A 21484-nucleotide genomic window follows, 5' to 3' on the forward strand; every position below is an offset into this window, starting at 1 on the left:
CGCTGAATTTTCAGACAATTTTAACGATCAGGACGAGAGAACCCCGCCGCTGCAGCCGGCAAAGCAGGTGGTCGATCCCGCCACGCCCTCGCGGTCGGAGCCATAGAGGTAGACGGACAGGCGGTTGCGGTTGCGGTGGACGGCGCGTTTCTGACGGCGGGTTTTCATGGTCTCTCCTCCTTGGGGTCAGCGGGTGCGGCGTTCTGCCGGCCCTGTCCCGTCCCTGTCCTAAAGCATCGCCCGCAAGCGTGGCAGCGTTGCGGGCGAATAGCGGAAAGATTGTGGAATTTCAGGTGCCTGCGCGATCTTCGCGCCGATCAAAGCTGCCGATAGAACCCGGCAAGCGAGGCCGTCGGACGCACCAGCCCCCGGCGCTCCATCTCCCGATAGGTCAGGAACAGGGCGTCACGCGTAAAGGCCTCCAGCGCACTGTCGCCGGCCAAGGTGGCTTCGGCGCTGCGGGCATAGGCGGCCAGATCGGTGTCGCTGAAACGGGCGATGCCGTGGCGGAAATTGTCGTATTGCGTTTGGTCGTAGGCGATCAGCTCTTCCGGCATCGCGGAATCGTCGAGGCCGAGGAAGTGCAGCGGCACGGCCAGCGCGGCTTGCAGTCTGTAAAGGCTGGGCGCGTCCTGAAGCAGCAGGGCGGTAGAGCCGGCGGCCCCCAGCCCCAACACCACGGCGACCGCCATCAGCGACCGGCCCGCGGCACCGCGGAGGCGCGACGTCAGACGCTCGACACGACCGGGAGCCGGGGTGGAGACGGCAGGCTCGGCATGGATCACGATCCCCGACTCGGCGGCGCCGCGCTCGACCACGCTGTCGTAATCCCGATCCCAATCGAACATGCTGCTGTTTCCTGCTCACGTTAACGCTTTGTTTGGAAACAGTCAGGGAGAACCGTGGCGCGATTGCGGCGCACCCGTGGCGCAAAGGGTGACTCGGTGGCTGAAACCGGGCGTTAACACAAGAAAACGGCCCGTTAATCTGTAAAACTGAATCCTTAACCACTGCGCGCAGGACAGCGGCGCGACTCATCCTGCCGGTTGTGACCCACCGACAGGCATTGCGACTCGGTTAACGGGACGGCGATTCCTTTGGCGTCTGTGTCAGACGAGGAAACCGCCATCGCTGTCATCGCCGGCCTCTTCGATCAGACGATCGAAATCGGGGATGGTGATGTGGCGCTTGCCTTCGACCTCGATGATGCCGTCCTTGCGCAGGGCGCTGATCTGACGGCTGACCGTTTCCAGCGTCAGGCCCAGATATTCCGACATCGCCTCACGCGTCAGCGGCAGGTCGACGACCACCCGGCCCTCGCTCTTCTGCATCTTCAACGAGGCATCGCGGCGGGCAATGATGGCAATCAGGCTGGCGATCTTCTCGCGCGCGGTCTTGCGACCGAGCAGCAGCATCCATTCCCGCGCCGCATCGAGTTCGTCGAGCGTCATCTCCAGCAGGCGTTGGCCGACATGCGGCGTCTGCACCATCAGCTCCTCGAAGGGCTTCTTGCGGAAGCAGCACATCACCAGATCGGTGGTGGCGACGACGTCATAGGCCGCGGTCTCGCGGCCCGGACGGCCGACGAAATCCGAGGGCAGCAACAGACCGACCATCTGGCGGCGGCCGTCTTCCATGGTCTGGGTCAGCGTGGCGATGCCGGTGACGACCGAGCCCACGAAATCCATCCGGTCGCCGGACCACACGATGGTCTGGCCGGCTTCGAAGCTGCGGTAGTATTTCGTCTCTTCCAGGCTGGTCAGCTCGTCGGAATCGCAGCGCGCACAGACGGCGCGATGGCGGATCGGACAATCGCCACACTGAACATGGGTAAACTTAACAGGGGCGATAATCGTTTTCTGCATGTCTTGATCTGGGTCAAGGCCCGGAGGGCAATAATGCACAAATTAGGCGAATGGATACGGAATCGCAACTCGCCCGACTGGGTCTCTTTGACGCGCGCGTGCCGCGCTATACCAGCTATCCGACGGCCCCGCAGTTCTCGGAAGCGGTGGGACCTTCGCTGTTTCGCCAATGGGTTGGCGCCATCCCCGAGGGCAGCCCCATCTCGCTGTACCTGCATGTGCCGTTTTGCCGGCGCCTGTGCTGGTTCTGCGCCTGCCGCACGCAGGGCACCTCCAGCGAGGACCCGGTCATCGCCTATGTCGAGACCCTGAAGCAGGAGCTGGCGCTTCTGCGTGACACCCTGCCGCAGGGCGTGACCCTGTCGCGGCTGCATTGGGGTGGCGGCACGCCGACGCTGATGCCGGCGGCGCAGATGCGCGATCTGGCGGCGGCGATCTTCGATGTGGTGCCGCTGGGCAAGGGGGCCGAGTTCTCGGTCGAGATCGACCCGAACGAGATCGACGAGGCGCGCCTTGATGCCTTGACCGAGGCCGGGATGAACCGCGCCTCCATCGGGGTGCAGGATTTCAACCCCGAGATCCAGAAGATCATCGGCCGCGACCAGAGCTACGAGATCACCCGCGCCGCCGTCGAGATGATCCGCGCGCGGGGCGTGCACAGCCTCAACGCCGACATCCTCTATGGCCTGCCGAACCAGAGCAACGCGCGGCTGGCGGATTCGGTGCAGAAGCTCTTGTCGCTCTCGCCCGACCGCGTGGCGCTTTATGGCTATGCGCATGTGCCGTGGATGGCGCGGCGCCAGCAGATGATCCCCTCGGACACCCTGCCCCGGCCGGAAGAACGGCTCGACCTCTTTGCCACGGCGCAGGAGTTGTTCAACTGGGATGGCTATGTCGACATCGGCATCGACCATTTCGCGCGGCCCTCGGACGGGCTGGCGGTGGCGGCGAAGAACGGCACGCTGCGGCGGAATTTCCAAGGCTATACCGACGACACCTCCGAGGTGCTGATCGGGCTGGGCGCCTCGTCGATCTCCAAGTTCCCGCAGGGCTATGCGCAGATGAACGCGGCGACCTCGGGCTGGGTGAAATCGGTGCGCGAGGGCGAATTCGCCACCAAGCGCGGCCATGCCTTCGGCGGCGAGGACCGCCTGCGCGCCCGGATCATCGAGGCGCTGATGTGCGATTTCGCCGTCCGGACGGAAGAATTGGTGCGTGACTTCGGCCTGACGCGGGCGCGGGCCGATGCCCTGTTCGCGCCGGTGGCCGAGAAGTTCGGCTCCTTCGTGCGCCACGATGCGCAGGGCCTGTCGATCCCCGAGGCCGGGCGCCCCCTGACCCGGATGATCGCCACCTGCTTCGACGCCTATGCCATGGCCAAGACCGGCCACAGCTCGGCCATCTGACGAGATCGGGGGCCTGCGGGCCCCCTTTCCTTTGCCGGGTCCGGAGGCGGTCAGCCCGCCCGGTTCAGGATCAGGCGCAGGATTCCGTCCGCGTCATAGACCTGCAGCACCGAGCCACCGCCCGTCAGGACATACCGCGCGCTGTCGTTGAGGGCGGCCATCACCAGCCGTTCGACCTCGGCCGCGTCGCCGTGGCACAGCATCCGGGTGCTGGAAACGCCATCCGTACCCCAACCACGGCCGCCACGGGCCTCAAGCTGGAACATGATCCGGTTGCACCCGTTCGAGCCAGAGCCATGCCCCTGCGCGTCGATCTGCAACGAGACCTGCGCCAGCGCCGCCGGGTCCAAGCGCGCGGGCGCGCCGTTCTGCAACAGGGTGCCCAGTTGCCAATGGCCGGCAAAGGGCACGCCCTCGCCGCTGACGGGCGTGATCATGGTGTTGGTCCCCCTTGTCACCGCCTGCGGCACGAGGACATCGGCGTAGGACGGCAGCGGCAGCGCGATGGCCAGCGTCAGGATCAGCGGTTTCAGCATCTTTTGCTCCTTGGCCTTTCCGTCACAGGCCCAATGCGGGCGCGGTGGCGGGAACGATGGCGATGAAGGCACCGAGGATGCCGGCGAGCAGTACGAGAAGCTTGTCCATGATGACCTCCGTTGGGGTTACGAAGGTCAGTCGTGCGGGCTGCGGGTTCGGTTCAATCAGGCGCTGACATGCGCCCATTGCCGCAAAGCCTCGCCAAAGGCCGCGAAGAGGGGCCGCGACACCGGATCCTTGGCCGCGTTGTATTCCGGGTGCCATTGCACCGAAAGCGTGAAGCCCGGCGCATCCTTGACATAGATCGCCTCGGGCGTGCCGTCGGGGGCGTAGCCGTCGATGACAATGCGCGCGCCGGGGGTTTTGATCCCCTGCCCGTGCAAGGTGTTGGTCATCACCTCGGTCGAGCCCAGCAGATGGTGGAACGGCCCGCCCTCGGTGAAGGTGACCTTGTGGCGCAGGGCGAATTTCTCCTCCAGCGTGCCGTCGGGCGGCATGCGGTGGTTCATCCGACCGGGCAGATCGCGGATCTCAGGATAGAGCGAGCCGCCCATCGCCACGTTCACCTCCTGAAAGCCGCGGCAGACGCCGAGGATCGGCTGGCCTCGCTCCACACAGGCGCGGATCAGCGGCAGGGTGATGGCGTCGCGGCAGCGGTCGAAAGTGCCATGCGCGGGGGTTTCGGCCTCGCCGTATTCTTCGGGGTGGACGTTCGGGCGGCCGCCGGTGAACAGGAAGCCGTCGCAGATCTCCAGCAGCTCGTTCACCGAGACATAGCGCGGGTCGGCGGGTACCAGCAGCGGCGTGGCATCCGAAACCTCGGCGATCGCGGCCGAGTTCATCGCCCCTCCGGCATGCACCTGATAGGTTTCGTTCAGAAGGGCGGCGTTGCCGATGACGCCGACAACGGGACGCTTTCGCGGCATGTTGGTTCCTGCGGATCGCTTCGTTAAGGCAAACCTAGTCCGCGGCTTGCGGGAAGGAAAGAGGCAGGGCCAGAACCGCCGCGTTCCCATCCGATTGCCACGCCTCGCCCGAGATCGACAGCCCCTGTTCCGGGCCGCCCGCAGGCGCGACGCCCAACAGAACGGCACCCACAGATTGCAGGTCGCCGGCCAGTGCCGCGCGTTCGGCGTCCGGATCGGGACCAAGGTCGCCCAGACCCCGGTCGAGGCTGGCCGCGCCCACGAACAGCGTCGCGCCCTCGGCGGTCACGTAGCGGCTTTGCCAGAAGCGAACGTGGTGATGGGTCTGGGGCGCATCGGCGCTCGCGGGTTTCTCGAACGCCATGTCATGCGGCGCACCGGCCCAGAAATAGGGGATCAAGGGCGCGGTGGGGTCTTCAAGACTGCGCCAGGCGCTGAACACGGCGCGAGCCATGTCCGACCAACCGGGCCGTCCCGCGGGTTGCCAGCCAGCCTGCGCCATGGCCTCGGTCACGGCCTGCGCATCGCGGGCGGCGAGGATCAGGTTCACCGGCTCCAAAGGAGTGCCGATCACCGATTCCGCCTGCGGCTCGAAATCGCCGGCGCCGACGATCTCCAAGGGCGAGGACAGCGTGACCTGGGGCGGCCCGGCCCAGGGGATGTTTTGCGCCTTGTCGTAGAACACAACGATCGACGCTGCATAGAGGCCCAGCGCAAGGGTGACGCCCCCGGCGGCCCATGCCACCGCGCCTTGTCGGGGTTCGGTGCGGGGATGCGTCTCGCGCCACCATTCGGCGACGACCACGGCAACCACGACCCACAGCGCCCCCACCAGCCAGCCGTTGAACACGTCGGAGAGGTAGTGCTGGCCCAGCACCAGCCGGCTGCCGCCGATCAACAGCGCGAACAGCGGCGCCAGCACCAGCGCGACGGTCACCCGGATCAGCCCGGCGCGCCAAAGGACGTAGAAGATCGTGCCCCAGAAGGCGACCGAGATCGCCGCGTGGCCGGAGGGGAAGCTGTTGGTGCTTTCGGTGAAGAAGGCGAAGGGCGGACGCTCGCGCTGGAAGATCAGCTTCAGCACGGTGACCGAGACCGCATTTCCCACGACCGCGACGACCATCGCCAAGGCCAAGGCCATCCGCCCCCGAGCCGCCAGCGCGATGACGAAGGCCAGCGTCACGGCGGCCACGAGGCGCGTGTCACCCAAGGCGGTGATCCATGTCGCCCCGCGCAGAAGGCCCGGCGACCAGAAGGCGTGCAGCAGGTTGGCGACGCGAGTATCCACGGCGACGATCGGCGCGGCGGTCAGCCAGTCGAAGACAGAGCCGACCCAGATGCCGAAGACATAGACGAAGACGCCGGCTAGCACGGTGACGGGCAGGCCGGTGAAGACATCCGTCTGGAAGCGGGCGGCGATGAAGGCGCTGCTGCGGGGGTGGCGGTCGATCCAGACGCGGGTGACGGGCATCTGCAGCACCGCGCGCAGCACCGCCTGCCCCACCGATTTCACGAAAGGCCCGAGGCGCAGGATGCGTCGCACCAGCCAGACGAGGCCCACGACCAGCACCAAGACCACGCCGACCACCAGCGCAACCCGGCCCGCCAAGGGCCCCAGCCGGGTCAGCGCATCGCCCAGCACATAGCCCAGCGCGACGTGGAAGACGGCATAGGGGATCGCCGCCGCGATGGACCAGGGCAGGAACCGGCGATGCTCCATTCCCGCCATCGCCGCGGCCATCGGCACCAGCCCGCTGACCGGCCCCAGAAAGCGACCGATCACCAAGGCCAGCCCGCCGCGCTCCTCGAACAGGCGGGTGGCACGTTGGTAGGCGCGGGATTGCTCCAGCCGGCCCTGCAGCCCCCGTTTGGCCAGCCGCCCGGTCCAATAGCCCAGCTCGGACCCGGCGATCGAGCCCAGCGCCACCAGCGCCATCAGCGGCATCAGCTTGACGACGCCTTGCTGGGCAAGGATCCCGCCCGCATCGACGATGAGCGAGCCGGGCACGAACACGCCGGTGACGAACCATCCCTCCAGCATCGCCGCCAGCGCGATCACCGCATAGGTCAGCGAGCCGAGTTCGGCGAGGGCGGGCAGGATCTGGTCGGCAGCGGGGAACATTCCCGGCTAAGTGGGGCTCAGCCCTCGGCTTTCAAGCCGGCGGCCTCGGCCCCGGCGATGCCGGCCAGCGCGTCATTGTCCGAGGTGTCGCCGCTGATGCCGACCGCGCCCACCAGCGCGCCCGAGGCATCGCGCAGCAGCACGCCACCAGCCACCGGCACCAGCTTGCCGTCGAAGGCCCCGCCGGCGGCGGCGATGAAATGCGGACGTTCCACGGCCATGTCCCCCAGCTTGCGGCTGGGCACACCCATCATCACCGCACCATGGGCCTTGCCGAACGCGATGTTGAAGCGGCCAGAGGGCGAGCCATCCTCACGCTCGAAGGCCAGCACATGGCCGCCGGCATCCAGCACCACGACCGACAGCGGTTTCATCCCGGCCTCGCGGCCCTTGGCACGGGCGGTGGCAATGATGGTGCGGGCTTGGTCAAGGGTCAGGGTCATGGGAACTCCTCCAGTTCTATGATCGGTGGGGTGGGCCTCAGCGCGGGGCCGAGGCCTCGTGCAGGAAGGCGACGCTGGCGGCGATGATCGCGCGATGGGCGGCGTCCCGTGCCTCGGCGGAGCCCGCGCAGAGGGCGGCATTGGCCCCGTCGGACGCAAGGATCCCTGGCCCGGCCTCCGTGCACAGCGCGAAGCCATCGCCGGCGCTTGCTTCGGGCAGGGCGACGAGGGCCAGCCCCTCGGGCAGGTCGGACGCCCCGGCGAGGGGTTCGGTGCCCAGCGTCACCACCAAAGCCGGGCGGGCGCTGGCGTCGGGCGCGGTGAGGACCGGCAAGAATTCGGGCGCGATGGCCACGGCGGCACGGATGCGGGGATCACGACGGTCGGCTTCCAGCGCGGCATGTTCGGCCCCGTCCGGCGACACGCCCGCCGCATTGAGCCAGCCGCAATCGGGATTGCCCTGTCCCGGCTGGATGCAGGATTGGCGATAGCCATCCGGCCTTGTGCCGAAGCCCGCCAGCGCCAAGGTCGCGGTGCCCCCCAGCGCAAAGCCGACGGCGTAGACCTGTTGCGGGTCGATCTTCTCAGCCCATTGCGGATGCGCCAGCAGGCGATTCAACGCGCGGGTCAGGTCGGCGGGGCGGTGCCAGATTTCGTCAAGCGCCGCGCGGGCGTTGGCGGGACGCGGGGCGTTGACCTCGACCGCCAAATAGCCGGCACGGGCCAGCCCGGCCGAGAGCCACGCGCCGCTATCTTCGGCCGAGCGCAGACCGCCATGCGAGATGAGGACCACGGGCAACCGCCCGTCCGCCGCCGGCAGGCGCGGGGCGGCGCCGGGAATGGCGCGGGTGGCGCGGAACACGGCATTGCCGGCGAAATCGGCCTCGGTGCCGGGTTCGGCGGGGAACCACAACGTCAGGGACAGCGCCCGCGCATTGTCCCCCGCGCCGGGGATATCGAGAGCGAAGATGCCCGGCGTCTGTGTGGACATCGGCGGCGGCGTACCGACCCCATGTTCGGCCTGTGCAGGCAGCGCGAGGGTCAGCCCCGCCAGCGTCAGGAAGACAGCCGCCAAACCGTTGATTTTCATGGTCGCCTCTTCCCCCAACTCTGCCTAAGCCGGCATGCACCGGCGCTCGGTGGCGCGCATCATGCGTCGGCGCCCCTGCCCCGGCAAGCCGAAAGGCCCCGTTCCGGGAACGGGGCCTTGTCATTCTCGCGCGGTCGTGAAGGCCAGGTCAGGCCTGCGACGCTTTCAGCTCGAGCCGACGGCGGTGCAGCACCGGTTCGGTATAGCCCGAGGGCTGGACGCGACCCTTGAACACCAGATCGCAGGCAGCCTGGAAAGCGATCCCGTCAAAGCCCGGCGCCATCGGCGTGTACTCGGCATCGCCCTCGTTCTGACGGTCCACCACGGCGGCCATCTTCTGCATCGCGGCCATCACCTGCGCCTCGGACACGACGCCATGGTGCAGCCAGTTGGCCAAGGCTTGCGAGGAGATCCGGCAGGTCGCGCGGTCCTCCATCAGGCCGACGTCATGGATGTCCGGCACTTTCGAGCAACCGACGCCCTGATCGACCCAGCGCACGACGTACCCGAGGATCCCCTGCGCGTTGTTCTCCAGCTCGGAGGCGATTTCCTCGTCCGACCAGTTCACGCCCTGCGCGACCGGGATCGTCAGCAGATCGGCCAGCGTGCCGCGCGCACCACCGGCGGCGATCTCGTCCTGCCGTGCCAGCACGTCGACCTGATGGTAATGCGTGGCATGCAGCGTCGCCGCGGTCGGCGAGGGCACCCAGGCGCAGGTCGCGCCCGCCTTGGGATGGCCGATCTTCTGCACCAGCATGTCCGCCATCCGGTCCGGCATCGCCCACATGCCCTTGCCGATCTGCGCATGGCCCTTCAGCCCGCAGGCAAGGCCGATATCGACATTGCGATCCTCATACGAGGTGATCCAGGGCTGCGATTTCATGTCGCCCTTGCGGATCATCGGGCCGGCTTCCATCGAGGTATGGATCTCGTCGCCGGTGCGGTCGAGGAAGCCCGTGTTGATGAAGGCCACCCGGTTCTTCGCCGCGCGGATGCATTCCTTGAGGTTGGCCGAGGTGCGGCGCTCCTCGTCCATGATGCCCAGCTTGACGGTGTTCGCCGGCAGGCCCAGCGCCTGTTCCACGCGGGTGAAGATCTCGTCGGCGAAGGCGACTTCCTCAGGCCCGTGCATCTTCGGCTTCACCACATAGACCGAGCCGTGGTGCGAGTTGCGCGCGCCCTCGGTCTTCTGCAGGTCGTGCATCGCGCAGAGCGTGGTCACCAGCGCGTCGAGCAGGCCCTCACCGGCCTCGCGCCCCTCGGCATCCAGCACGGCGGGGTTGGTCATCAGGTGGCCCACGTTGCGCACCAGCATCAGCGCCCGGCATTTCACCGTCAGCGGCGTGCCCGAGGGCGTCTGGTAGGTGAAATCGTCATAGAGCTTGCGGGTGGTGGTCTTGCCGCCCTTCGTGACCTCCTCGGTCAGATCGCCCTTCATCAGGCCCAGCCAATTGCCCCAGGCGAGGACCTTGTCCTCGGCATCGACCGCGGCGACCGAATCCTCGCAATCCATGATCGCCGAGATCGCGGCTTCCAGCGCCACGTCGCTCAGGCCAAAGGGATCGTCCTTGCCGATCTGGTGCTCGGGATTGATCAGCAGCTCCAGCCGCAGCGCGTTCTTCTGCAGCAGGTATTGCGTCCAGCCGTCATTCTCGGCCCAACCGAGGAATTGCGCGGGGTCGGCGAGGCCGGTCTGACCCTTCGCCGTGCTCGCAACCAGCGCGCCCTCGGTGACGGTGAGGCCGGTGACCTCGTCCCATTTGGCGCCGTTCAGCGGCACGGCCTTGTCGAGATGGGCCTTGGCCCAAGCAACAACCCGCGCGCCCCGGGCGGCGTCATAGCCCTTGCCCGAAGGCAGGTCGCCCAGCGCATCGGTACCGTAGAGCGCATCATAGAGGCTGCCCCAGCGCGCATTCGCCGCGTTCAGCGCATAGCGCGCGTTCATCACCGGCACGACCAGCTGCGGGCCGGGCTGGGCGGCGATCTCAGGATCGATGCCCGAGGTCTCGATGGTGAAATCCGGGCCTTCCGGGACCAGATAGCCGATCTCGCGCAGGAAGGCGCTGTATTCGGCGGCGTCGATCGCCTGACCGCGACGGGCGACATGCCAAGCGTCGATCTGTGCCTGGATCTGCTCTCGCTTCTCCAGCAGGGCGCGGTTCTTCGGGCCAAGGTCATTCACCAGACCGGCCAGCGCCGACCAGAAGGTCCCGGCCGAGACGCCGGTGCCCGGCAGCGCCTGCCCTTCGATGAAATCCACCATGCGCGCGTCGACCTGAAGACCCGCTTTCTCGATCCGCTGAACCATGTCCGCTTCCCTTCCCAAAGGGCCGCGCGGCCCGTGTTTCTTCGGCTGATCTTGGAAATATGGAGAAAAGTTTCCGATAGGCAACACGGAATGCCGTTGTATTCCACGCTTCCGGCAACAGGATTTTCAGCCGGAAATTGTTAGTCTTTCACCTAACTTTTACTTGCGCGACTCACGCGAGATAGTTAGCCATATTCCTAACCAAAGGAGAGCGACCATGCCCCGGATGATCTTTGTGAACCTCGCCGTCGCCGATCTGCCCGCCTCGATGGCGTTCTGGCGCGCGCTGGGGTTCGACTTCAACCTCGACTACACCGACGAGACCGCCGCCTGCCTCGTGTTCTCGGACACGATCTTCGCGATGATCATGACGCATGACAAGTTTCGCGGCTTCGCGCAGCGGGAACCCGCCGACACCAAGACCCACCGCGAGGCGCTGATGGCCCTGTCGATGGACAGCCGTGAAGACGTCGACCGCATCGTCGAGGCCGCGATCCAGCACGGCGGCGCCGCGCATGGCGAGGCCGTCGACCACGGCTTCATGTACTACCGCCCCTTCACCGACCTCGACGGCCATGTCTGGGAACTGACCTATTTCCCGGCCCAGCCCGACGCCGCATGAGCGCCGAGCCCCGCCTCGACGCGCTGTTTCAGGCGCTGGCCGATCCCACCCGCCGCTCGCTGCTATCGCAATTGGCGCGCGGTCCGGCCAGCGTCAGCGACCTTGCGCAGCCCTTCGACATGGCCCTGCCCTCGCTCATGGGCCATCTGCGCAAGCTGGAAGACGCGGGCCTGATCGAGACCCGCAAGGACGGGCGCGTGCGCACCTGCGCCATCGTGCCCGAGGCTTTCACCCCCGTGCGTGGCTGGCTCGATGAGCAACGCGCGCTTTGGGAGGGGCGGCTCGACCGCCTCGACGATTACGTCACCCGCCTGATGAAGGAGAGACAGAATGGACATTGATCCCGAAACCGACCTCGTCCTTGAGCGCATCCTCAACGCCCCGCGCGCGCTGCTGTGGGAATGCTGGACCACGCCCGAGCATCTGGTGCATTGGTTCGTGCCGCGCCCGCACAAGGTCGTCTCCTGCGAGCTGGACCTGCGTCCGGGTGGCAAGTGCAACACCACCTTCGAGGTCGAGGGCAACCTCATGCCCAACAACGGCGTCTATCTGGAGGTGGTGCCGGAGGAGAAGCTGGTCTTCACCGACACCTATACCGAGGGCTGGAAACCCAATCCTGAGCCTTTCATGACCGCCATCGTCACCTTCGAGGATCTGGGTGACGGCCGCACCAAATACCGCGCCGTGGCCCGTCACCGCTCGGCCGCGACGGCGAAGCAGCATGAGGAAATGGGTTTCTCGGGCGGCTGGGGCACGGTGGCCGGGCAGCTTGAGGAATATGCGCAGGGGTTGATGGCGAAATGACCCCGCGCTTCGCCACTTTGGTCTTCGAACGCGAGTTCGAGGCCCCGCCGGACACCGTCTGGCGCGCCTGGACCGACCCCTCGGCCCGCGCGATCTGGTCGGCGCCCTCGCCCGCGGTGACGGTCGACTACCTGCAGGCCGATCCCGTCGCGGGCGGCGAGGAGGTCTCGATCTGTCGCGCCGAGGGTCAGCCCGATATCCGCTGCGACATCCGTTGGCTGGCGATGGAGCCGGCGCGGCGCTCGACCAATACCGAGCTGCTATACGCCGGCGACAGCCTGCTCTCGGCGGCTCTGGTCACCACCCAACTCGCTCCGCGCGGCGAGGGGACGGCGCTGACGCTGACCGTGCAGCTGACCTCGCTGGCCGAGGATATGGAGCAGGGCTATGAGCAGGGCCTCGGCGCTGGGCTCGACAACCTCGTCGACGTGGCGCATCGGACGATGATTCTGGACCGGGTGATCGCCGCGCCGGTGGACGTGCTGTGGGAGGCCTGGACCGACCCCAAGGCGCTGCCGCAATGGTGGGGGCCGGACGGGTTCTCCTGCCGCACGCAGCGCATCGATTTGCGGGCCGGGGGCGAATGGGTCTTCGACATGATCGCGCCGGATGGCACGGTCTTCCCCAACCACCACAAATACACCCGCCACGACCCCGAGCAGCGCATCGATTACACGCTGCACTGGGGCGAGGACGGGCCGAAACATGCCGATGCCTCGGTGCTGTTCACCGCGGTCGAAGGCGGCACCAGGGTCTCGCTCAGCATGATCTTCAGCGACCGCGCGGAATATGAGGGCGCGAGGTCGATGGGGGCCGTGGAGCTGGGCCTGCAGACTCTGGGCAAGCTCGCGCGGCACGTCGGCGCGTAACTCAGTCGGACCGTTTCCGGGCCTCGCCCCGGCAGCGGTCCGAGCAGTATTTCACCTCGTCCCAGACCTTCTCCCATTTCTTCCGCCAGACCATCGGTCGCCCGCAATGGGCGCAGGTCTTCACCGGCAGGTCGGCCTTCTTGCGGGCTTTGGGCATCAGAAATCCAAGGACAGCTGCGGCCCGTCCGGCCGCCTTCTGCGCGGGATACGCGGGCCTTCGATCAGCGGATCATCTTCATGAACCGGCGCCATGCGGGCGCGGATCGCCCGGGCCTCGCGCGCGGCCTGCGTGGGGTCAAGCACAGGCTCAGGATAGCGCCCGGCCAACAATCGCCGCGCGCGGGGCCACAGCCATGGCGCATGGAGATGCGCGTCGGGGATGCGGGCGAGCTCAGGCAGCCAGCGGCGCAGAAAGCTGCCGTCCGGGTCCAGCTTCCGGCCCAGCGCAACCGGATCCGGGATGCGCCCCTGCGCCGCGCGCTGGATCTCGCGCCAATGGATCGCCGGGTCGTAATCCGTCGACAGCCGCGCCAGATGCAGGCCGACCGAGGCCGGATCCAGCCGCAAATGATGCAGCCCCACCGCCGCCAGCAATGCGCGCGAGCGATGGTCGAGCCAGCCCGTCGCCTTCAGCGCCCGTATCGCCGCATCCACATAGGGAAGCCCTGTCGCGCCCTCGGCCCATGGCCCCGTCGCGGCGGTGCCCTCGGGCTGGATCAGCGGCGCGGCATGGGCACCAGCGCGGGCGTTGAGCTGGCTGGCCAGCGCCCGCAAGGCGCCCGCCCACTCGGGTTGACCGCGACGCTCGGCCCGTGCCTCGGCCAGCGTCGCCCGGATCTCGGCCATCGAGATCAGGCCCAGCGCCATATAGGGCGACAGCCGCGCGCCCATCCGTTCCGCGCTGAGAGCCGTGGCGCTGCCCGGAGCATGACCCTGCCCGCGCGTGGCAAGATAGCTGGCCAACATCGCCAACCCGGCCGAACGCCCGCCGCGCTGCCGGTTCGGGCAGGGATCCTCGGGGAGGCCCAGCGAGCGGGCGGAGGGCAGGACGCCTGTTCCCTCGGTCACCGGCTCCAGCATCGGGACGGGGAGCGGGACGCCCTGCCCTTCGGCCAGCACCAGCCACTCCAGCCCGGCCTCGCGCGCCCAGTCGGCCACGGCAGTAAAGCGGTCGCGGGCGGCGCGGTTGCCGGTCTCGGGATGGGTGACGATGCGGGTGACGCGGTGCTTGGCCTTGAGCCGGGCCAGAACTTCGACCGGGTCACCGGCACGCAGGATCAGCGGCTGGCCGGCGGCGGCCAGATCCTCGCGCAGCTCACGCAGGGATTCTTCGAGGAAGGCGAAATGCCGAGCGGACGAATCAGGGCCGGCCAGAAGGGCGGGATCGGCGATGTAGACCGGCAGAACCGGCCCCTCCGAGGCTGCGCGACTCAGGGCCGGATGGTCCTGCACGCGCAGATCGCGACGAAACCAGACAAGCGAGAGCATGGGCCCGATCCCCAATCTTGCCCCATTGGGGCATGTTCACTTTTTACCCCTATACCGCAGTCAAATCCGGGCCGCAATCTTTGCATATTGCGAATCTGCGCCCCGAAATTAACGCAAAATGCGCGACATCCTGCAAAAGAACCGCATCCGCGCCGCAATCTCGCCGTGATTGGAAAGCTTCATTAACCTTACCAACTGGGAAAGGAACGGACCAATGACCTTCCAGAAAGCCGCGATGGATCTGCTGGAAAACGCCGTGAAGCTGCCGCTTCACCTGTTCGCCGATGATGAGAAGAAAGTGCTCGAGCGTTACGACTCGCTGCACCAGCACCTCCCGGACACGCTGCCCGAGAAGCGCTTCTTCAAACACTGACCGTGACGCCGGGCAGCCGCAGCGCGGTCAACAGATCGCGCAATTCCTGCCGGGCCGCCACGTTCGAGATGTTCATCTGCTCGACGCCGGTATCCTTCAGATCCAGAAGCGTCAGGCCACGCGGGAACAGCTCGCGGAAGATGACCCGCTCGGAGAACCCAGGCGACACGCGGAAACCGATCCGCTTCGCCAAGGCCTCGAGGGCCTCGCCGACCTTGCGCTTGTTGTGCATCTGCTGGGCCCCCAGACGGTTGCGCAGCACCAGCCAGTCGATCGGCTTCAAGCCGGCCTGGGCGCGCAATTGCCGCGCCTGCCACACCATCTCCGAATAGATAGACGGGCCCAGAACCTCGTTGGTGTTGGGCTCGATCCGCGCCAACAGGTCGAAGTCGATGAAGCTGTCGTTCATCGGCGTGACCAGCGTATCGGCCAGCGAATGCGCGACCTGGCTCAGGCGCGTATGGCTGCCCGGACAGTCGATCAGGATGAAATCGCTTTCCTCGTCGAGACCGGCCATCGCTTCGGACAGGCGGTGGTCGTTGATATTCTCGTTGGGCCCGAGGGTTGCCGGATCGATATTCGGCAGCTCGCGGTAGACGGGCGTCGGCAGGGTGATGCCCTCACGCTCGCAGAAGGCCATGCGGTTTTCCACATAGCGGCCGAAGGTGCGTTGACGGACATCAAGGTCCAGCGCGCCGACGCGAAAGCCCATGCGGGCCAGCGCGGTGGCGATATGCATGGCGGTGGTGGATTTGCCCGAGCCACCCTTCTCGTTTCCGGTGACGATGATATGCGCCACGGTCCCATCCTGCGTTGTTGCGCGCCCTGTGACGCGGAGGGCCTACATAGGACGGCCAGCGGGGATGGTGAAGCGGAAACCCGCTGATGATCGCCGGCCGTGATCTTCGCGCCACCCCGCCCGGAATCAAGGCGAAGCCGCCGGGTGAGCGCCGGCCCGTCCCGGCGGGCTGGCGCTTGGGGGCCTCGCACATCGGATCGAGGCCATCCGGATTTGGCGGGATAAAGCGCAGACTTCGGGCGCTGCTGCGCCACCCCACGGTCCGGCGCGCGCCCGGCTCCGCGCTATTCGATCGACCGCCCGAAGACCACGATCGCCACGCCCAGCAGCGCCAGTGCCCCATAGGTCACGGCCAGCCCCTTCCGTCCCTGCCATTCCCGCACCGCCGCCATCGCCGATTGCACCGCGTAGTAGGCGGCAAACGCGCGCGAGGCATAGGCGATGATCTCGAACACATGCGCGAACCAGGTCAGCCCCAACCCGACCGCGACCACCGCGCCATAGGCCTGTCGGGTCGAGACGCGCTTGCGGGTCAGCTCCTCGATCAGCCCGCCCGAGCCACCGGTATCCGCCACCGCCGCCGAGAATTGCGCGGCCAGCGCGGCGGCGACCAGCACCATCGGCAGCACCGGCGAGACGGCGCCCATCAGCGCGACGATGGCGGTCTCCTTCAGCACGCCCTCCTCGGGCGCGAAGGCATAGGTCACCAGCGCGATGTAGATGAGGTAGATCAGTGTCGAGAAAATCTGCGCATGCCGCATCGAGCGGATCCGCACCGGGGCGTCATACTCGGCCGAGAGATAGCGCGAGGTCTCGAACCCCTGCACCGTGACGATCATGCCGAAGCCCAGCGTCAGCGCAGCCCAACCGGTCTCGACCGGCGCCGAGAGGATCAACCCGCCCTCCGTCGCCAGCCCGCCGGTATGCACCATGAGCCCCAGCACCAGCCCGGCGATGATCGCCAGCTTCAGCGCGACCGAGGCATATTCCAGCCGCTCCAACACCGCGAAGCCCCGGGTCCATCCGACGATCAGGATCACCGCATAGACCGCCGTCGTCACCACTCGGGCCGCCACGGGCGTGTCCCAAGGCGTCAACGAGACGGCGAAGCTGCCCAACAGGTTCAGATAATAGGCGACCGAGACCATATAGGCGAAGCCTAGCAGCGCCGAGGCCAGCCCCTCGGCCCAGACCGGGCCCGCCGAGCCGTCCCGCGCGATGGCGGCGATATTGCCCCGTATCGCCGCGCCATAGCCCCAGGCCACGGCGCAAAGCAGCCCCATCGCCAGCGGGGCCCAGTAGCCATAGGCGTGGTTCAGCAACGGCCCCAGGACCAGAAAGCCCGAGCCGATGATCGAGGCCAAGGGCGTCACCATCGCGCGCCAAGTCTCGGCCCGGCGCAGCGCGGGGCGCCACAGCAGCCACAGGGCGACAAGGATGGTCAGGACAATGGCGGCAGACAGCACGGAACGCTCCAAAGCAAAACGCCGCTACGGATGTAGCGGCGTTTCTTAGGCATGACGAGGGTCGGATCAGAAACCGAGGCCCGCGTATTTGTTCTTGAACTTCGACACGCGGCCGCCGGTGTCCATCAGGCGCGAGGTGCCGCCGGTCCAGGCGGGGTGCACCGAGGGATCGATGTCGAGGGCGAGCGTGTCGCCTTCTTTGCCCCAGGTCGATTTCATCTGCACAACGGTGCCGTCGACCAGCTTGACGTTGATGATGTGGTATTCGGGATGGATCGAAGCTTTCATCGTCCTGTTCCTCACTTATCGCCGAGCGGGCGGTAGTTGGTCTTTTCGGCGATACGGGCCGACTTGCCGCGACGTTCGCGCAGGTAGTACAGCTTGGCGCGGCGAACTTTACCGCGACGCACCACGGCGATCGAGTCGATGTTGGTCGAGTAGAGCGGGAACATACGCTCGACGCCTTCGCCGAACGAGATCTTGCGCACGGTGAACGAGCCGCCGATGTTCAGGCCGCCCGAACGCGCGATGCACACGCCTTCGAACATCTGAACGCGCGAGCGCGTGCCTTCGGTCACCTTGTAGCCGACGCGAACGGTGTCGCCCGGCTTGAAATCCGGAATGTCTTTGCCGAGGGCAGCAATCTGCTCGGCTTCGAGTTCTGCGATCAGGTTCATCTGATCTTCTCCTATGATGCTCACGGTTGTTCCGTGAAGGTCTGTGCCGCCCAGAGCTCTGGTCACCCACCGGATCCCGCCAAATGGCCGTCCGCCAGAGATTTCGGTCGTCGTTCTGTACCTTTCGCTTGGGCCTTGCTCCGTCGGCGAAGACGGGGTTCAAACGAAAACGGCCCGGCGGGCGATTCCGCCCCCGGACCGCCGCCGTATAGGGCCCCGATGGCCGTGGGTCAAGCCCTGCAAAACAAGGCCTTTGCCCGCCTCCCGTCACGCCGAAATCAAGCGCATGGCGAGGGCACATCCTGACCGATGACTGCAGCGACTGCGCAGGACAGATCACGCCCCCGTGATCGAAACCTTAACCAACTTGACCCGCCCCGCGTCACAGTCACCTTTGTCCAAAGCCCTTTTGCGCCAGACCCTTTCGCCGGAGCCCCTCGTGACCCGCCAGCCCGCCCTGATCGCCTGCCTGACCTTGGCCGCCAGCCTGAGCCCGCTTCCCGCCCTCGCCAACCCGACGAATCCGGCGGAATCTTCCAGCTTCTACGGCAATGTCCGCAACTGGCTGATCGAGGTGCTGCAACAGGACGGCCAGTTCGTCGGCTGCCGCGGCACGATCCCGCTGCAGGCCGCGGGCCCGCTGTTGATCGAACGGCGCGGCGACATGCTGGATGGCTGGGCGATGTATGTGCCGACCGAACAGGCGCCCAGCACGGCCTACGGCGCCTCGGTCAGCGGGCATTTCGCGGTCGATGCCGAGCGTATCCCGGTCGGCTTCGAGATCTATCGCGGCGGCTGGGCTGAGGTCAGCCTGACCGGCGAGATGCGCCAGCAGATGATGGACGGCAATTACGTCACCACCGCGCCCGAGGGCGAGGAGGAACGCCAGTGGATCCTGAACGGCTCGACCGCCGCGCTGGAGGTTCTGGAGGAATGCTACGCCCGCCAAGGCGCGAACTGGTAAGCCGTCACTTGCCCTTGTGCCGCGCCCAAAGGTCGGGGCGACGCTCTTCGGTCAGGGCTTCTGATTGCGCGCGGCGCCATTTGGCGATCTCGGCATGGTTGCCCGACAGCAGCACCGGCGGGATCTCGCGATCCTCCCAGACAGCGGGCTTGGTGTACTGGGGATGTTCCAGCAAGCCGTTGGAATGGCTCTCTTCCTCGGTCGACTCCGCATTGCCCAAGACGCCCGGCAGCAGCCGCACGGTTGCGTCGATCATCGCCTGCGCGGCGATCTCGCCGCCGGTCAGGACGAAATCGCCAAGGCTGACTTCCTCGATCTGGAAATGGTCGAGCACCCGCTGGTCCACGCCTTCGAACCGGCCGCAGAGCATGGTGATCCCGTCGCATTGCGCCCAGCGGCGGGCGGTCGCCTGATCGAAGGGCTTTCCGCGCGGCGACAGATAGACGACCGGCCAACGTGCGCGACCGGGATTGCCCTGATCGGCCACCCGCAAAGCCCGCGCGACGATATCGGCGCGCAGCACCATGCCGGCGCCACCGCCCGCGGGCGTGTCGTCGACATTGCGGTGCTTACCCTCGCCGAAGGTGCGCAGGTCCAAGGTCTCCAGCCGCCATTGGCCGCGATCCATCGCCTTGCCGGTCAGCGATTGCTCCAAGACGCCGGGAAAGGCCGCCGGAAACAGGGTGATGACCTTCGCCGTCCACGCGCCTTTGACGCGCGGCGGGCCGCCCATCAGGTCCTCGGGCTGTACCGAAAGCCGGATCGCCACGCGCCCGTGCGAACGCTTGGGATTCACGCCTTCGGCCTCCGGTTTGTCGCCGGTCTCGTCGCTCATTCCAACAGACCCTCGGGCGGGTCGGCGATGATGCGACCGCCAGCCACATCCACTGTCGGCACAACGGCCAGCGTGAAGGGCACCAAGGCCGAGCCCTTGCCGGCGCGCTGCACCTCAAGGATGTCGCCCGCGCCGTGGTTCAGCACCGCGGTGACCTTGCCGATCACATTGCCGCCCGTGTCCATCATGGTCAGGCCGATCAGGTCGGCGTGGTAGAATTCGTCGTCCGGCAGCGAGGGCAGCTTGTCGCGGTCGGCATAAAGGCGGATGCCGCGCAGGGCCTCGGCCGCTTCGCGCGTGCCGACGCCGCCCAAACGGGCCGAGAAGCCGTTGGGGATCGGCTGGCCCAGCTTGACGCTGAAGCTCTGCTTGCCGTCTTCGGTGAAGAGGGGGCCATAATCGCCGATGGCCGTCGGCTCGGCGCAGAAGCTCTTGAGACGCACGTCGCCCTTGACCCCGAAGGCCCCGGCGATGGCGCCCACACAGACCCGTTCGCTCATCCTGTCGCCCCTATCGCCACTCGACCGGCACATCGGCGGCGCGCTGTTCCCAGCCCGCCTTCTCCAGCTCCGGTTCGCAATCATCCGTTTCCGGCCATCCGATGCACAGATAGGCCACGAGCCGCCAGCCCTCGTCAACGCCGAGATCGGCGGCCAACCGGTCGGGATCCAAGATGGACACCCAGCCGAGGCCAAGCCCCTCGGCCCTGAGCATGAGCCAGAGCTGCATCACCGCGCCGGCGACGGAATAGCGTCGCATCTCGGGCATGGTGCGCGCGCCGAGACCGGCCCCCTTGGGCGCGGAATCGTCGCAAAAGACCGCCAGCTGCACCGGCGCCTCGCGCATGCCCGAGAGCTTGAGCCCGGCATAGCGTTCGGCACGGTCGCCGTCATAGCCCGACAGGGCCTCGGCATTGGCGGCCTGAAAATTCGTCAAGGCGGCCTCCCGCGCGGCGGGGCTGCCGACCCGGACAAGACGCCAGGGTTCGGACAGCCCCACCGAGGGGGCCAGACGGAAGGCGTCGAGGCACCGCGCCAGCACGGTTTCGTCGACCGGATCGGTGCGGAAGCGGCGCACATCGCGCCGCCAGCGCAGCAATTCGGCCAGCTCCGCGCGGAACGCCGGGCTGAACGCCTTCCCTGTCACGAAAGATTACTCTTCCGACGACGCAGCAGCGGCTTTGTCGGCGCGCTCTTTGGCACGATCCTGGGCTTTCTTGCCCGGGACGGCTTTCTTCGGGTTGTTACGCTCAGTCTTGGCGCGCAGGCCGGCGGCTTCCAGGAAGCGGACGACGCGGTCGGTCGGGACGGCGCCCTTGTCGAGCCAGGCCTGAACCTTTTCCAGGTCCAGCTTCACGCGCTCTTCGCTGTCCTTGGCGAGCAGCGGGTTGTAGGTGCCGACCTTCTCGAGGAAGCGGCCATCACGCGGCATGCGGCTGTCGGCGACGACGATTGCGTAGAACGGGCGCTTTTTCGAGCCGCCACGGGCGAGACGGATTTTGGTAGCCATGGTTGTATCTCCTATCGATGGCTGTTGAGGCGGGCCTTGCATTTGCAGTGCGGGGGCCACGCCGATCCGGGGTGTTCAGTTCTGCAACTTCTCGTGGTGACGGATCACTTCCGAGATGATGAAGTTCAGGAATTTCTTGGCGAATTCGGGGTCGAGGTCGGCCTCGTTGGCCAGCCATTCGAGCCGTTCGATCTGCCGGCCCTCGCGCGCGGGGTCCGACGGCGGCAGGGCGTGTTCGGCCTTCAGCTTGCCCACCGCCTGCGTGTGTTTGAAGCGTTCGGCCAGCGTGTAGACCAGGATCGCGTCCAGCCGGTCGATGCTTTCGCGATGCTCGCGCAGCAGCTGGGCGGCGCGTTCGGTATCGTCACTCATCGGGGCCTC

The 21484-nt window shown here is 67.0% G+C and carries 28 protein-coding genes; 7 read left to right on the forward strand and 21 right to left on the reverse strand.

Going from position 1 to position 21484, the window contains the following annotated elements:
- Window positions 1–27: 27 nt before the first annotated feature.
- The 3 genes from BCY78_RS25565 to fnrL all read right to left on the reverse strand — a co-directional run bounded on the left by BCY78_RS25565 (window position 28) and on the right by fnrL (window position 1865).
- Window positions 28–168, reverse strand: coding sequence for a hypothetical protein (locus tag BCY78_RS25565; protein WP_158515922.1), 141 nt, complete (start codon window positions 166–168; stop codon window positions 28–30).
- Window positions 169–317: 149 nt separating this feature from the next.
- The gene (locus BCY78_RS11320; RefSeq protein WP_068301621.1) at window positions 318–848 is read right to left on the reverse strand and encodes a hypothetical protein; all 531 of its coding nucleotides are present in this window, start codon (window positions 846–848) and stop codon (window positions 318–320) included.
- A 261-nt stretch (window positions 849–1109) separates the two neighbouring features.
- Window positions 1110–1865: a transcriptional regulator FnrL gene (gene fnrL, locus BCY78_RS11325; RefSeq protein ID WP_068301623.1), complete on the reverse strand. Its 756-nt coding sequence runs from the start codon at window positions 1863–1865 to the stop codon at window positions 1110–1112.
- A gap of 50 nt (window positions 1866–1915) precedes the next feature.
- Between fnrL and hemN the strand changes: the two genes are divergently transcribed.
- A complete protein-coding gene (gene hemN, locus BCY78_RS11330) occupies window positions 1916–3271 on the forward strand; it encodes an oxygen-independent coproporphyrinogen III oxidase (protein ID WP_068301626.1) in 1356 nt (451 codons plus the stop codon).
- A gap of 50 nt (window positions 3272–3321) precedes the next feature.
- On the opposite strand, the gene BCY78_RS11335 is transcribed toward hemN, so the two are convergent.
- The 7 genes from BCY78_RS11335 to BCY78_RS11360 form a co-directional block, all read right to left on the reverse strand.
- Complete coding sequence (locus BCY78_RS11335; RefSeq protein WP_068301628.1) at window positions 3322–3807, reverse strand: META domain-containing protein; 486 nt, start codon at window positions 3805–3807, stop codon at window positions 3322–3324.
- 22 nt (window positions 3808–3829) lie between these two features.
- Window positions 3830–3994 (reverse strand): hypothetical protein, encoded by a 165-nt coding sequence (locus BCY78_RS25570; protein ID WP_158515923.1) that lies wholly within the window; start codon window positions 3992–3994, stop codon window positions 3830–3832.
- On the reverse strand, window positions 3973–4734 hold the full coding sequence (locus BCY78_RS11340) for a gamma-glutamyl-gamma-aminobutyrate hydrolase family protein (protein WP_068301631.1): 762 nt from the start codon (window positions 4732–4734) through the stop codon (window positions 3973–3975). The genes BCY78_RS25570 and BCY78_RS11340 overlap by 22 nt, the downstream gene beginning before the upstream one ends.
- Window positions 4735–4768: 34 nt before the next feature.
- On the reverse strand, window positions 4769–6856 hold the full coding sequence (locus BCY78_RS11345; RefSeq protein ID WP_068301634.1) for a bifunctional DedA family/phosphatase PAP2 family protein: 2088 nt from the start codon (window positions 6854–6856) through the stop codon (window positions 4769–4771).
- A gap of 17 nt (window positions 6857–6873) precedes the next feature.
- Window positions 6874–7299, reverse strand: a complete 426-nt coding sequence (locus tag BCY78_RS11350; protein WP_068301637.1) for a heme-binding protein — start codon at window positions 7297–7299, stop codon at window positions 6874–6876.
- Window positions 7300–7336: 37 nt separating this feature from the next.
- Window positions 7337–8389, reverse strand: a complete 1053-nt coding sequence (locus BCY78_RS11355) for a hypothetical protein (protein WP_068301641.1) — start codon at window positions 8387–8389, stop codon at window positions 7337–7339.
- A 148-nt stretch (window positions 8390–8537) separates the two neighbouring features.
- Window positions 8538–10697 carry a malate synthase G gene (locus BCY78_RS11360; protein WP_068301644.1) on the reverse strand — a complete coding sequence of 720 codons (2160 nt, stop codon included), beginning with the start codon at window positions 10695–10697 and terminating at the stop codon, window positions 8538–8540.
- A gap of 217 nt (window positions 10698–10914) precedes the next feature.
- On the opposite strand from BCY78_RS11360, the gene BCY78_RS11365 reads away from it, so the two are divergent.
- Genes BCY78_RS11365 through BCY78_RS11380 form a run of 4 tightly spaced genes read left to right on the forward strand, consistent with a single transcriptional unit; the run spans window position 10915 to window position 12992 of the window.
- Entirely contained in the window at window positions 10915–11319 is a 405-nt protein-coding gene (locus BCY78_RS11365) for a VOC family protein (protein WP_068301648.1), read from the forward strand.
- Window positions 11316–11660, forward strand: coding sequence for a helix-turn-helix transcriptional regulator (locus tag BCY78_RS11370; RefSeq protein ID WP_068301651.1), 345 nt, complete (start codon window positions 11316–11318; stop codon window positions 11658–11660). Before BCY78_RS11365 ends, BCY78_RS11370 begins: the two co-directional genes overlap by 4 nt.
- Window positions 11650–12123: an SRPBCC family protein gene (locus BCY78_RS11375; RefSeq protein ID WP_068301654.1), complete on the forward strand. Its 474-nt coding sequence runs from the start codon at window positions 11650–11652 to the stop codon at window positions 12121–12123. The genes BCY78_RS11370 and BCY78_RS11375 overlap by 11 nt, the downstream gene beginning before the upstream one ends.
- Complete coding sequence (locus tag BCY78_RS11380) at window positions 12120–12992, forward strand: SRPBCC domain-containing protein (RefSeq protein ID WP_068301657.1); 873 nt, start codon at window positions 12120–12122, stop codon at window positions 12990–12992. Before BCY78_RS11375 ends, BCY78_RS11380 begins: the two co-directional genes overlap by 4 nt.
- Before the next feature lies 1 nt (window position 12993).
- Here the strand turns inward: BCY78_RS11380 and BCY78_RS11385 are convergent, their stop codons facing one another.
- Together BCY78_RS11385 and BCY78_RS11390 are read right to left on the reverse strand one after the other, a co-directional pair.
- Window positions 12994–13149 carry a DUF2256 domain-containing protein gene (locus BCY78_RS11385; protein WP_068301659.1) on the reverse strand — a complete coding sequence of 52 codons (156 nt, stop codon included), beginning with the start codon at window positions 13147–13149 and terminating at the stop codon, window positions 12994–12996.
- A complete protein-coding gene (locus BCY78_RS11390) occupies window positions 13149–14480 on the reverse strand; it encodes an FAD-binding domain-containing protein (RefSeq protein ID WP_068301662.1) in 1332 nt (443 codons plus the stop codon). Before BCY78_RS11390 ends, BCY78_RS11385 begins: the two co-directional genes overlap by 1 nt.
- Window positions 14481–14694: 214 nt before the next feature.
- Here BCY78_RS11390 and BCY78_RS25575 point away from each other — a divergent pair, with 214 nt between their 5' ends.
- Window positions 14695–14853: a hypothetical protein gene (locus BCY78_RS25575; RefSeq protein WP_158515924.1), complete on the forward strand. Its 159-nt coding sequence runs from the start codon at window positions 14695–14697 to the stop codon at window positions 14851–14853.
- Here the strand turns inward: BCY78_RS25575 and BCY78_RS11395 are convergent.
- The 4 genes from BCY78_RS11395 to rplS form a co-directional block, all read right to left on the reverse strand.
- The gene (locus tag BCY78_RS11395) at window positions 14843–15652 is read right to left on the reverse strand and encodes a division plane positioning ATPase MipZ (RefSeq protein WP_068301665.1); all 810 of its coding nucleotides are present in this window, start codon (window positions 15650–15652) and stop codon (window positions 14843–14845) included. The genes BCY78_RS25575 and BCY78_RS11395 overlap by 11 nt on opposite strands.
- A gap of 284 nt (window positions 15653–15936) precedes the next feature.
- Window positions 15937–17118 (reverse strand): hypothetical protein, encoded by a 1182-nt coding sequence (locus BCY78_RS11400; RefSeq protein WP_068301666.1) that lies wholly within the window; start codon window positions 17116–17118, stop codon window positions 15937–15939.
- A gap of 66 nt (window positions 17119–17184) precedes the next feature.
- Complete coding sequence (gene rpmE / locus BCY78_RS11405; protein ID WP_068301669.1) at window positions 17185–17406, reverse strand: 50S ribosomal protein L31; 222 nt, start codon at window positions 17404–17406, stop codon at window positions 17185–17187.
- Window positions 17407–17417: 11 nt separating this feature from the next.
- A complete protein-coding gene (rplS, locus tag BCY78_RS11410) occupies window positions 17418–17795 on the reverse strand; it encodes a 50S ribosomal protein L19 (protein ID WP_068301672.1) in 378 nt (125 codons plus the stop codon).
- A gap of 439 nt (window positions 17796–18234) precedes the next feature.
- Here rplS and BCY78_RS11415 point away from each other — a divergent pair, with 439 nt between their 5' ends.
- Window positions 18235–18759, forward strand: coding sequence for a hypothetical protein (locus tag BCY78_RS11415; protein ID WP_068301675.1), 525 nt, complete (start codon window positions 18235–18237; stop codon window positions 18757–18759).
- 4 nt (window positions 18760–18763) lie between these two features.
- Here BCY78_RS11415 and trmD read toward each other — a convergent pair whose 3' ends face one another.
- The 5 genes from trmD to BCY78_RS11440 all read right to left on the reverse strand — a co-directional run bounded on the left by trmD (window position 18764) and on the right by BCY78_RS11440 (window position 21475).
- Complete coding sequence (gene trmD, locus BCY78_RS11420) at window positions 18764–19594, reverse strand: tRNA (guanosine(37)-N1)-methyltransferase TrmD (protein WP_068301677.1); 831 nt, start codon at window positions 19592–19594, stop codon at window positions 18764–18766.
- Window positions 19591–20094, reverse strand: a complete 504-nt coding sequence (gene rimM / locus BCY78_RS11425) for a ribosome maturation factor RimM (RefSeq protein WP_068301680.1) — start codon at window positions 20092–20094, stop codon at window positions 19591–19593. Before rimM ends, trmD begins: the two co-directional genes overlap by 4 nt.
- Before the next feature lie 10 nt (window positions 20095–20104).
- The gene (gene bluB, locus BCY78_RS11430) at window positions 20105–20740 is read right to left on the reverse strand and encodes a 5,6-dimethylbenzimidazole synthase (protein WP_068301682.1); all 636 of its coding nucleotides are present in this window, start codon (window positions 20738–20740) and stop codon (window positions 20105–20107) included.
- Between the two features lie 6 nt (window positions 20741–20746).
- A complete protein-coding gene (gene rpsP / locus BCY78_RS11435; protein ID WP_068301685.1) occupies window positions 20747–21103 on the reverse strand; it encodes a 30S ribosomal protein S16 in 357 nt (118 codons plus the stop codon).
- 75 nt (window positions 21104–21178) lie between these two features.
- A complete protein-coding gene (locus BCY78_RS11440; protein WP_068301886.1) occupies window positions 21179–21475 on the reverse strand; it encodes a chorismate mutase in 297 nt (98 codons plus the stop codon).
- Between the last annotated feature and the right edge of the window lie 9 nt (window positions 21476–21484).

Origin of the sequence: Pararhodobacter sp. CCB-MM2 (assembly GCF_001691415.1) — a bacterium.
GTDB lineage: Bacteria > Pseudomonadota > Alphaproteobacteria > Rhodobacterales > Rhodobacteraceae > Pararhodobacter.

Excerpts from the sequence above, each read along its gene's own strand:
- BCY78_RS25565 (WP_158515922.1), bottom strand. The coding sequence starts at position 168 with ATGAAAACCCGCCGTCAGAAACGCGCCGTCCACCGCAACCGCAACCGC.
- BCY78_RS11320 (WP_068301621.1), bottom strand. The coding sequence starts at position 848 with ATGTTCGATTGGGATCGGGATTACGACAGCGTGGTCGAGCGCGGCGCC.
- fnrL (WP_068301623.1), bottom strand. The coding sequence starts at position 1,865 with ATGCAGAAAACGATTATCGCCCCTGTTAAGTTTACCCATGTTCAGTGT.
- hemN (WP_068301626.1), top strand. The coding sequence starts at position 1,916 with ATGGATACGGAATCGCAACTCGCCCGACTGGGTCTCTTTGACGCGCGC.
- BCY78_RS11335 (WP_068301628.1), bottom strand. The coding sequence starts at position 3,807 with ATGCTGAAACCGCTGATCCTGACGCTGGCCATCGCGCTGCCGCTGCCG.
- BCY78_RS25570 (WP_158515923.1), bottom strand. The coding sequence starts at position 3,994 with ATGGGCGCATGTCAGCGCCTGATTGAACCGAACCCGCAGCCCGCACGA.
- BCY78_RS11340 (WP_068301631.1), bottom strand. The coding sequence starts at position 4,734 with ATGCCGCGAAAGCGTCCCGTTGTCGGCGTCATCGGCAACGCCGCCCTT.
- BCY78_RS11345 (WP_068301634.1), bottom strand. The coding sequence starts at position 6,856 with ATGTTCCCCGCTGCCGACCAGATCCTGCCCGCCCTCGCCGAACTCGGC.
- BCY78_RS11350 (WP_068301637.1), bottom strand. The coding sequence starts at position 7,299 with ATGACCCTGACCCTTGACCAAGCCCGCACCATCATTGCCACCGCCCGT.
- BCY78_RS11355 (WP_068301641.1), bottom strand. The coding sequence starts at position 8,389 with ATGAAAATCAACGGTTTGGCGGCTGTCTTCCTGACGCTGGCGGGGCTG.
- BCY78_RS11360 (WP_068301644.1), bottom strand. The coding sequence starts at position 10,697 with ATGGTTCAGCGGATCGAGAAAGCGGGTCTTCAGGTCGACGCGCGCATG.
- BCY78_RS11365 (WP_068301648.1), top strand. The coding sequence starts at position 10,915 with ATGCCCCGGATGATCTTTGTGAACCTCGCCGTCGCCGATCTGCCCGCC.
- BCY78_RS11370 (WP_068301651.1), top strand. The coding sequence starts at position 11,316 with ATGAGCGCCGAGCCCCGCCTCGACGCGCTGTTTCAGGCGCTGGCCGAT.
- BCY78_RS11375 (WP_068301654.1), top strand. The coding sequence starts at position 11,650 with ATGGACATTGATCCCGAAACCGACCTCGTCCTTGAGCGCATCCTCAAC.
- BCY78_RS11380 (WP_068301657.1), top strand. The coding sequence starts at position 12,120 with ATGACCCCGCGCTTCGCCACTTTGGTCTTCGAACGCGAGTTCGAGGCC.
- BCY78_RS11385 (WP_068301659.1), bottom strand. The coding sequence starts at position 13,149 with ATGCCCAAAGCCCGCAAGAAGGCCGACCTGCCGGTGAAGACCTGCGCC.
- BCY78_RS11390 (WP_068301662.1), bottom strand. The coding sequence starts at position 14,480 with ATGCTCTCGCTTGTCTGGTTTCGTCGCGATCTGCGCGTGCAGGACCAT.
- BCY78_RS25575 (WP_158515924.1), top strand. The coding sequence starts at position 14,695 with ATGACCTTCCAGAAAGCCGCGATGGATCTGCTGGAAAACGCCGTGAAG.
- rpmE (WP_068301669.1), bottom strand. The coding sequence starts at position 17,406 with ATGAAAGCTTCGATCCATCCCGAATACCACATCATCAACGTCAAGCTG.
- rplS (WP_068301672.1), bottom strand. The coding sequence starts at position 17,795 with ATGAACCTGATCGCAGAACTCGAAGCCGAGCAGATTGCTGCCCTCGGC.
- trmD (WP_068301677.1), bottom strand. The coding sequence starts at position 19,594 with ATGAGCGACGAGACCGGCGACAAACCGGAGGCCGAAGGCGTGAATCCC.
- rimM (WP_068301680.1), bottom strand. The coding sequence starts at position 20,094 with ATGAGCGAACGGGTCTGTGTGGGCGCCATCGCCGGGGCCTTCGGGGTC.
- rpsP (WP_068301685.1), bottom strand. The coding sequence starts at position 21,103 with ATGGCTACCAAAATCCGTCTCGCCCGTGGCGGCTCGAAAAAGCGCCCG.
- BCY78_RS11440 (WP_068301886.1), bottom strand. The coding sequence starts at position 21,475 with ATGAGTGACGATACCGAACGCGCCGCCCAGCTGCTGCGCGAGCATCGC.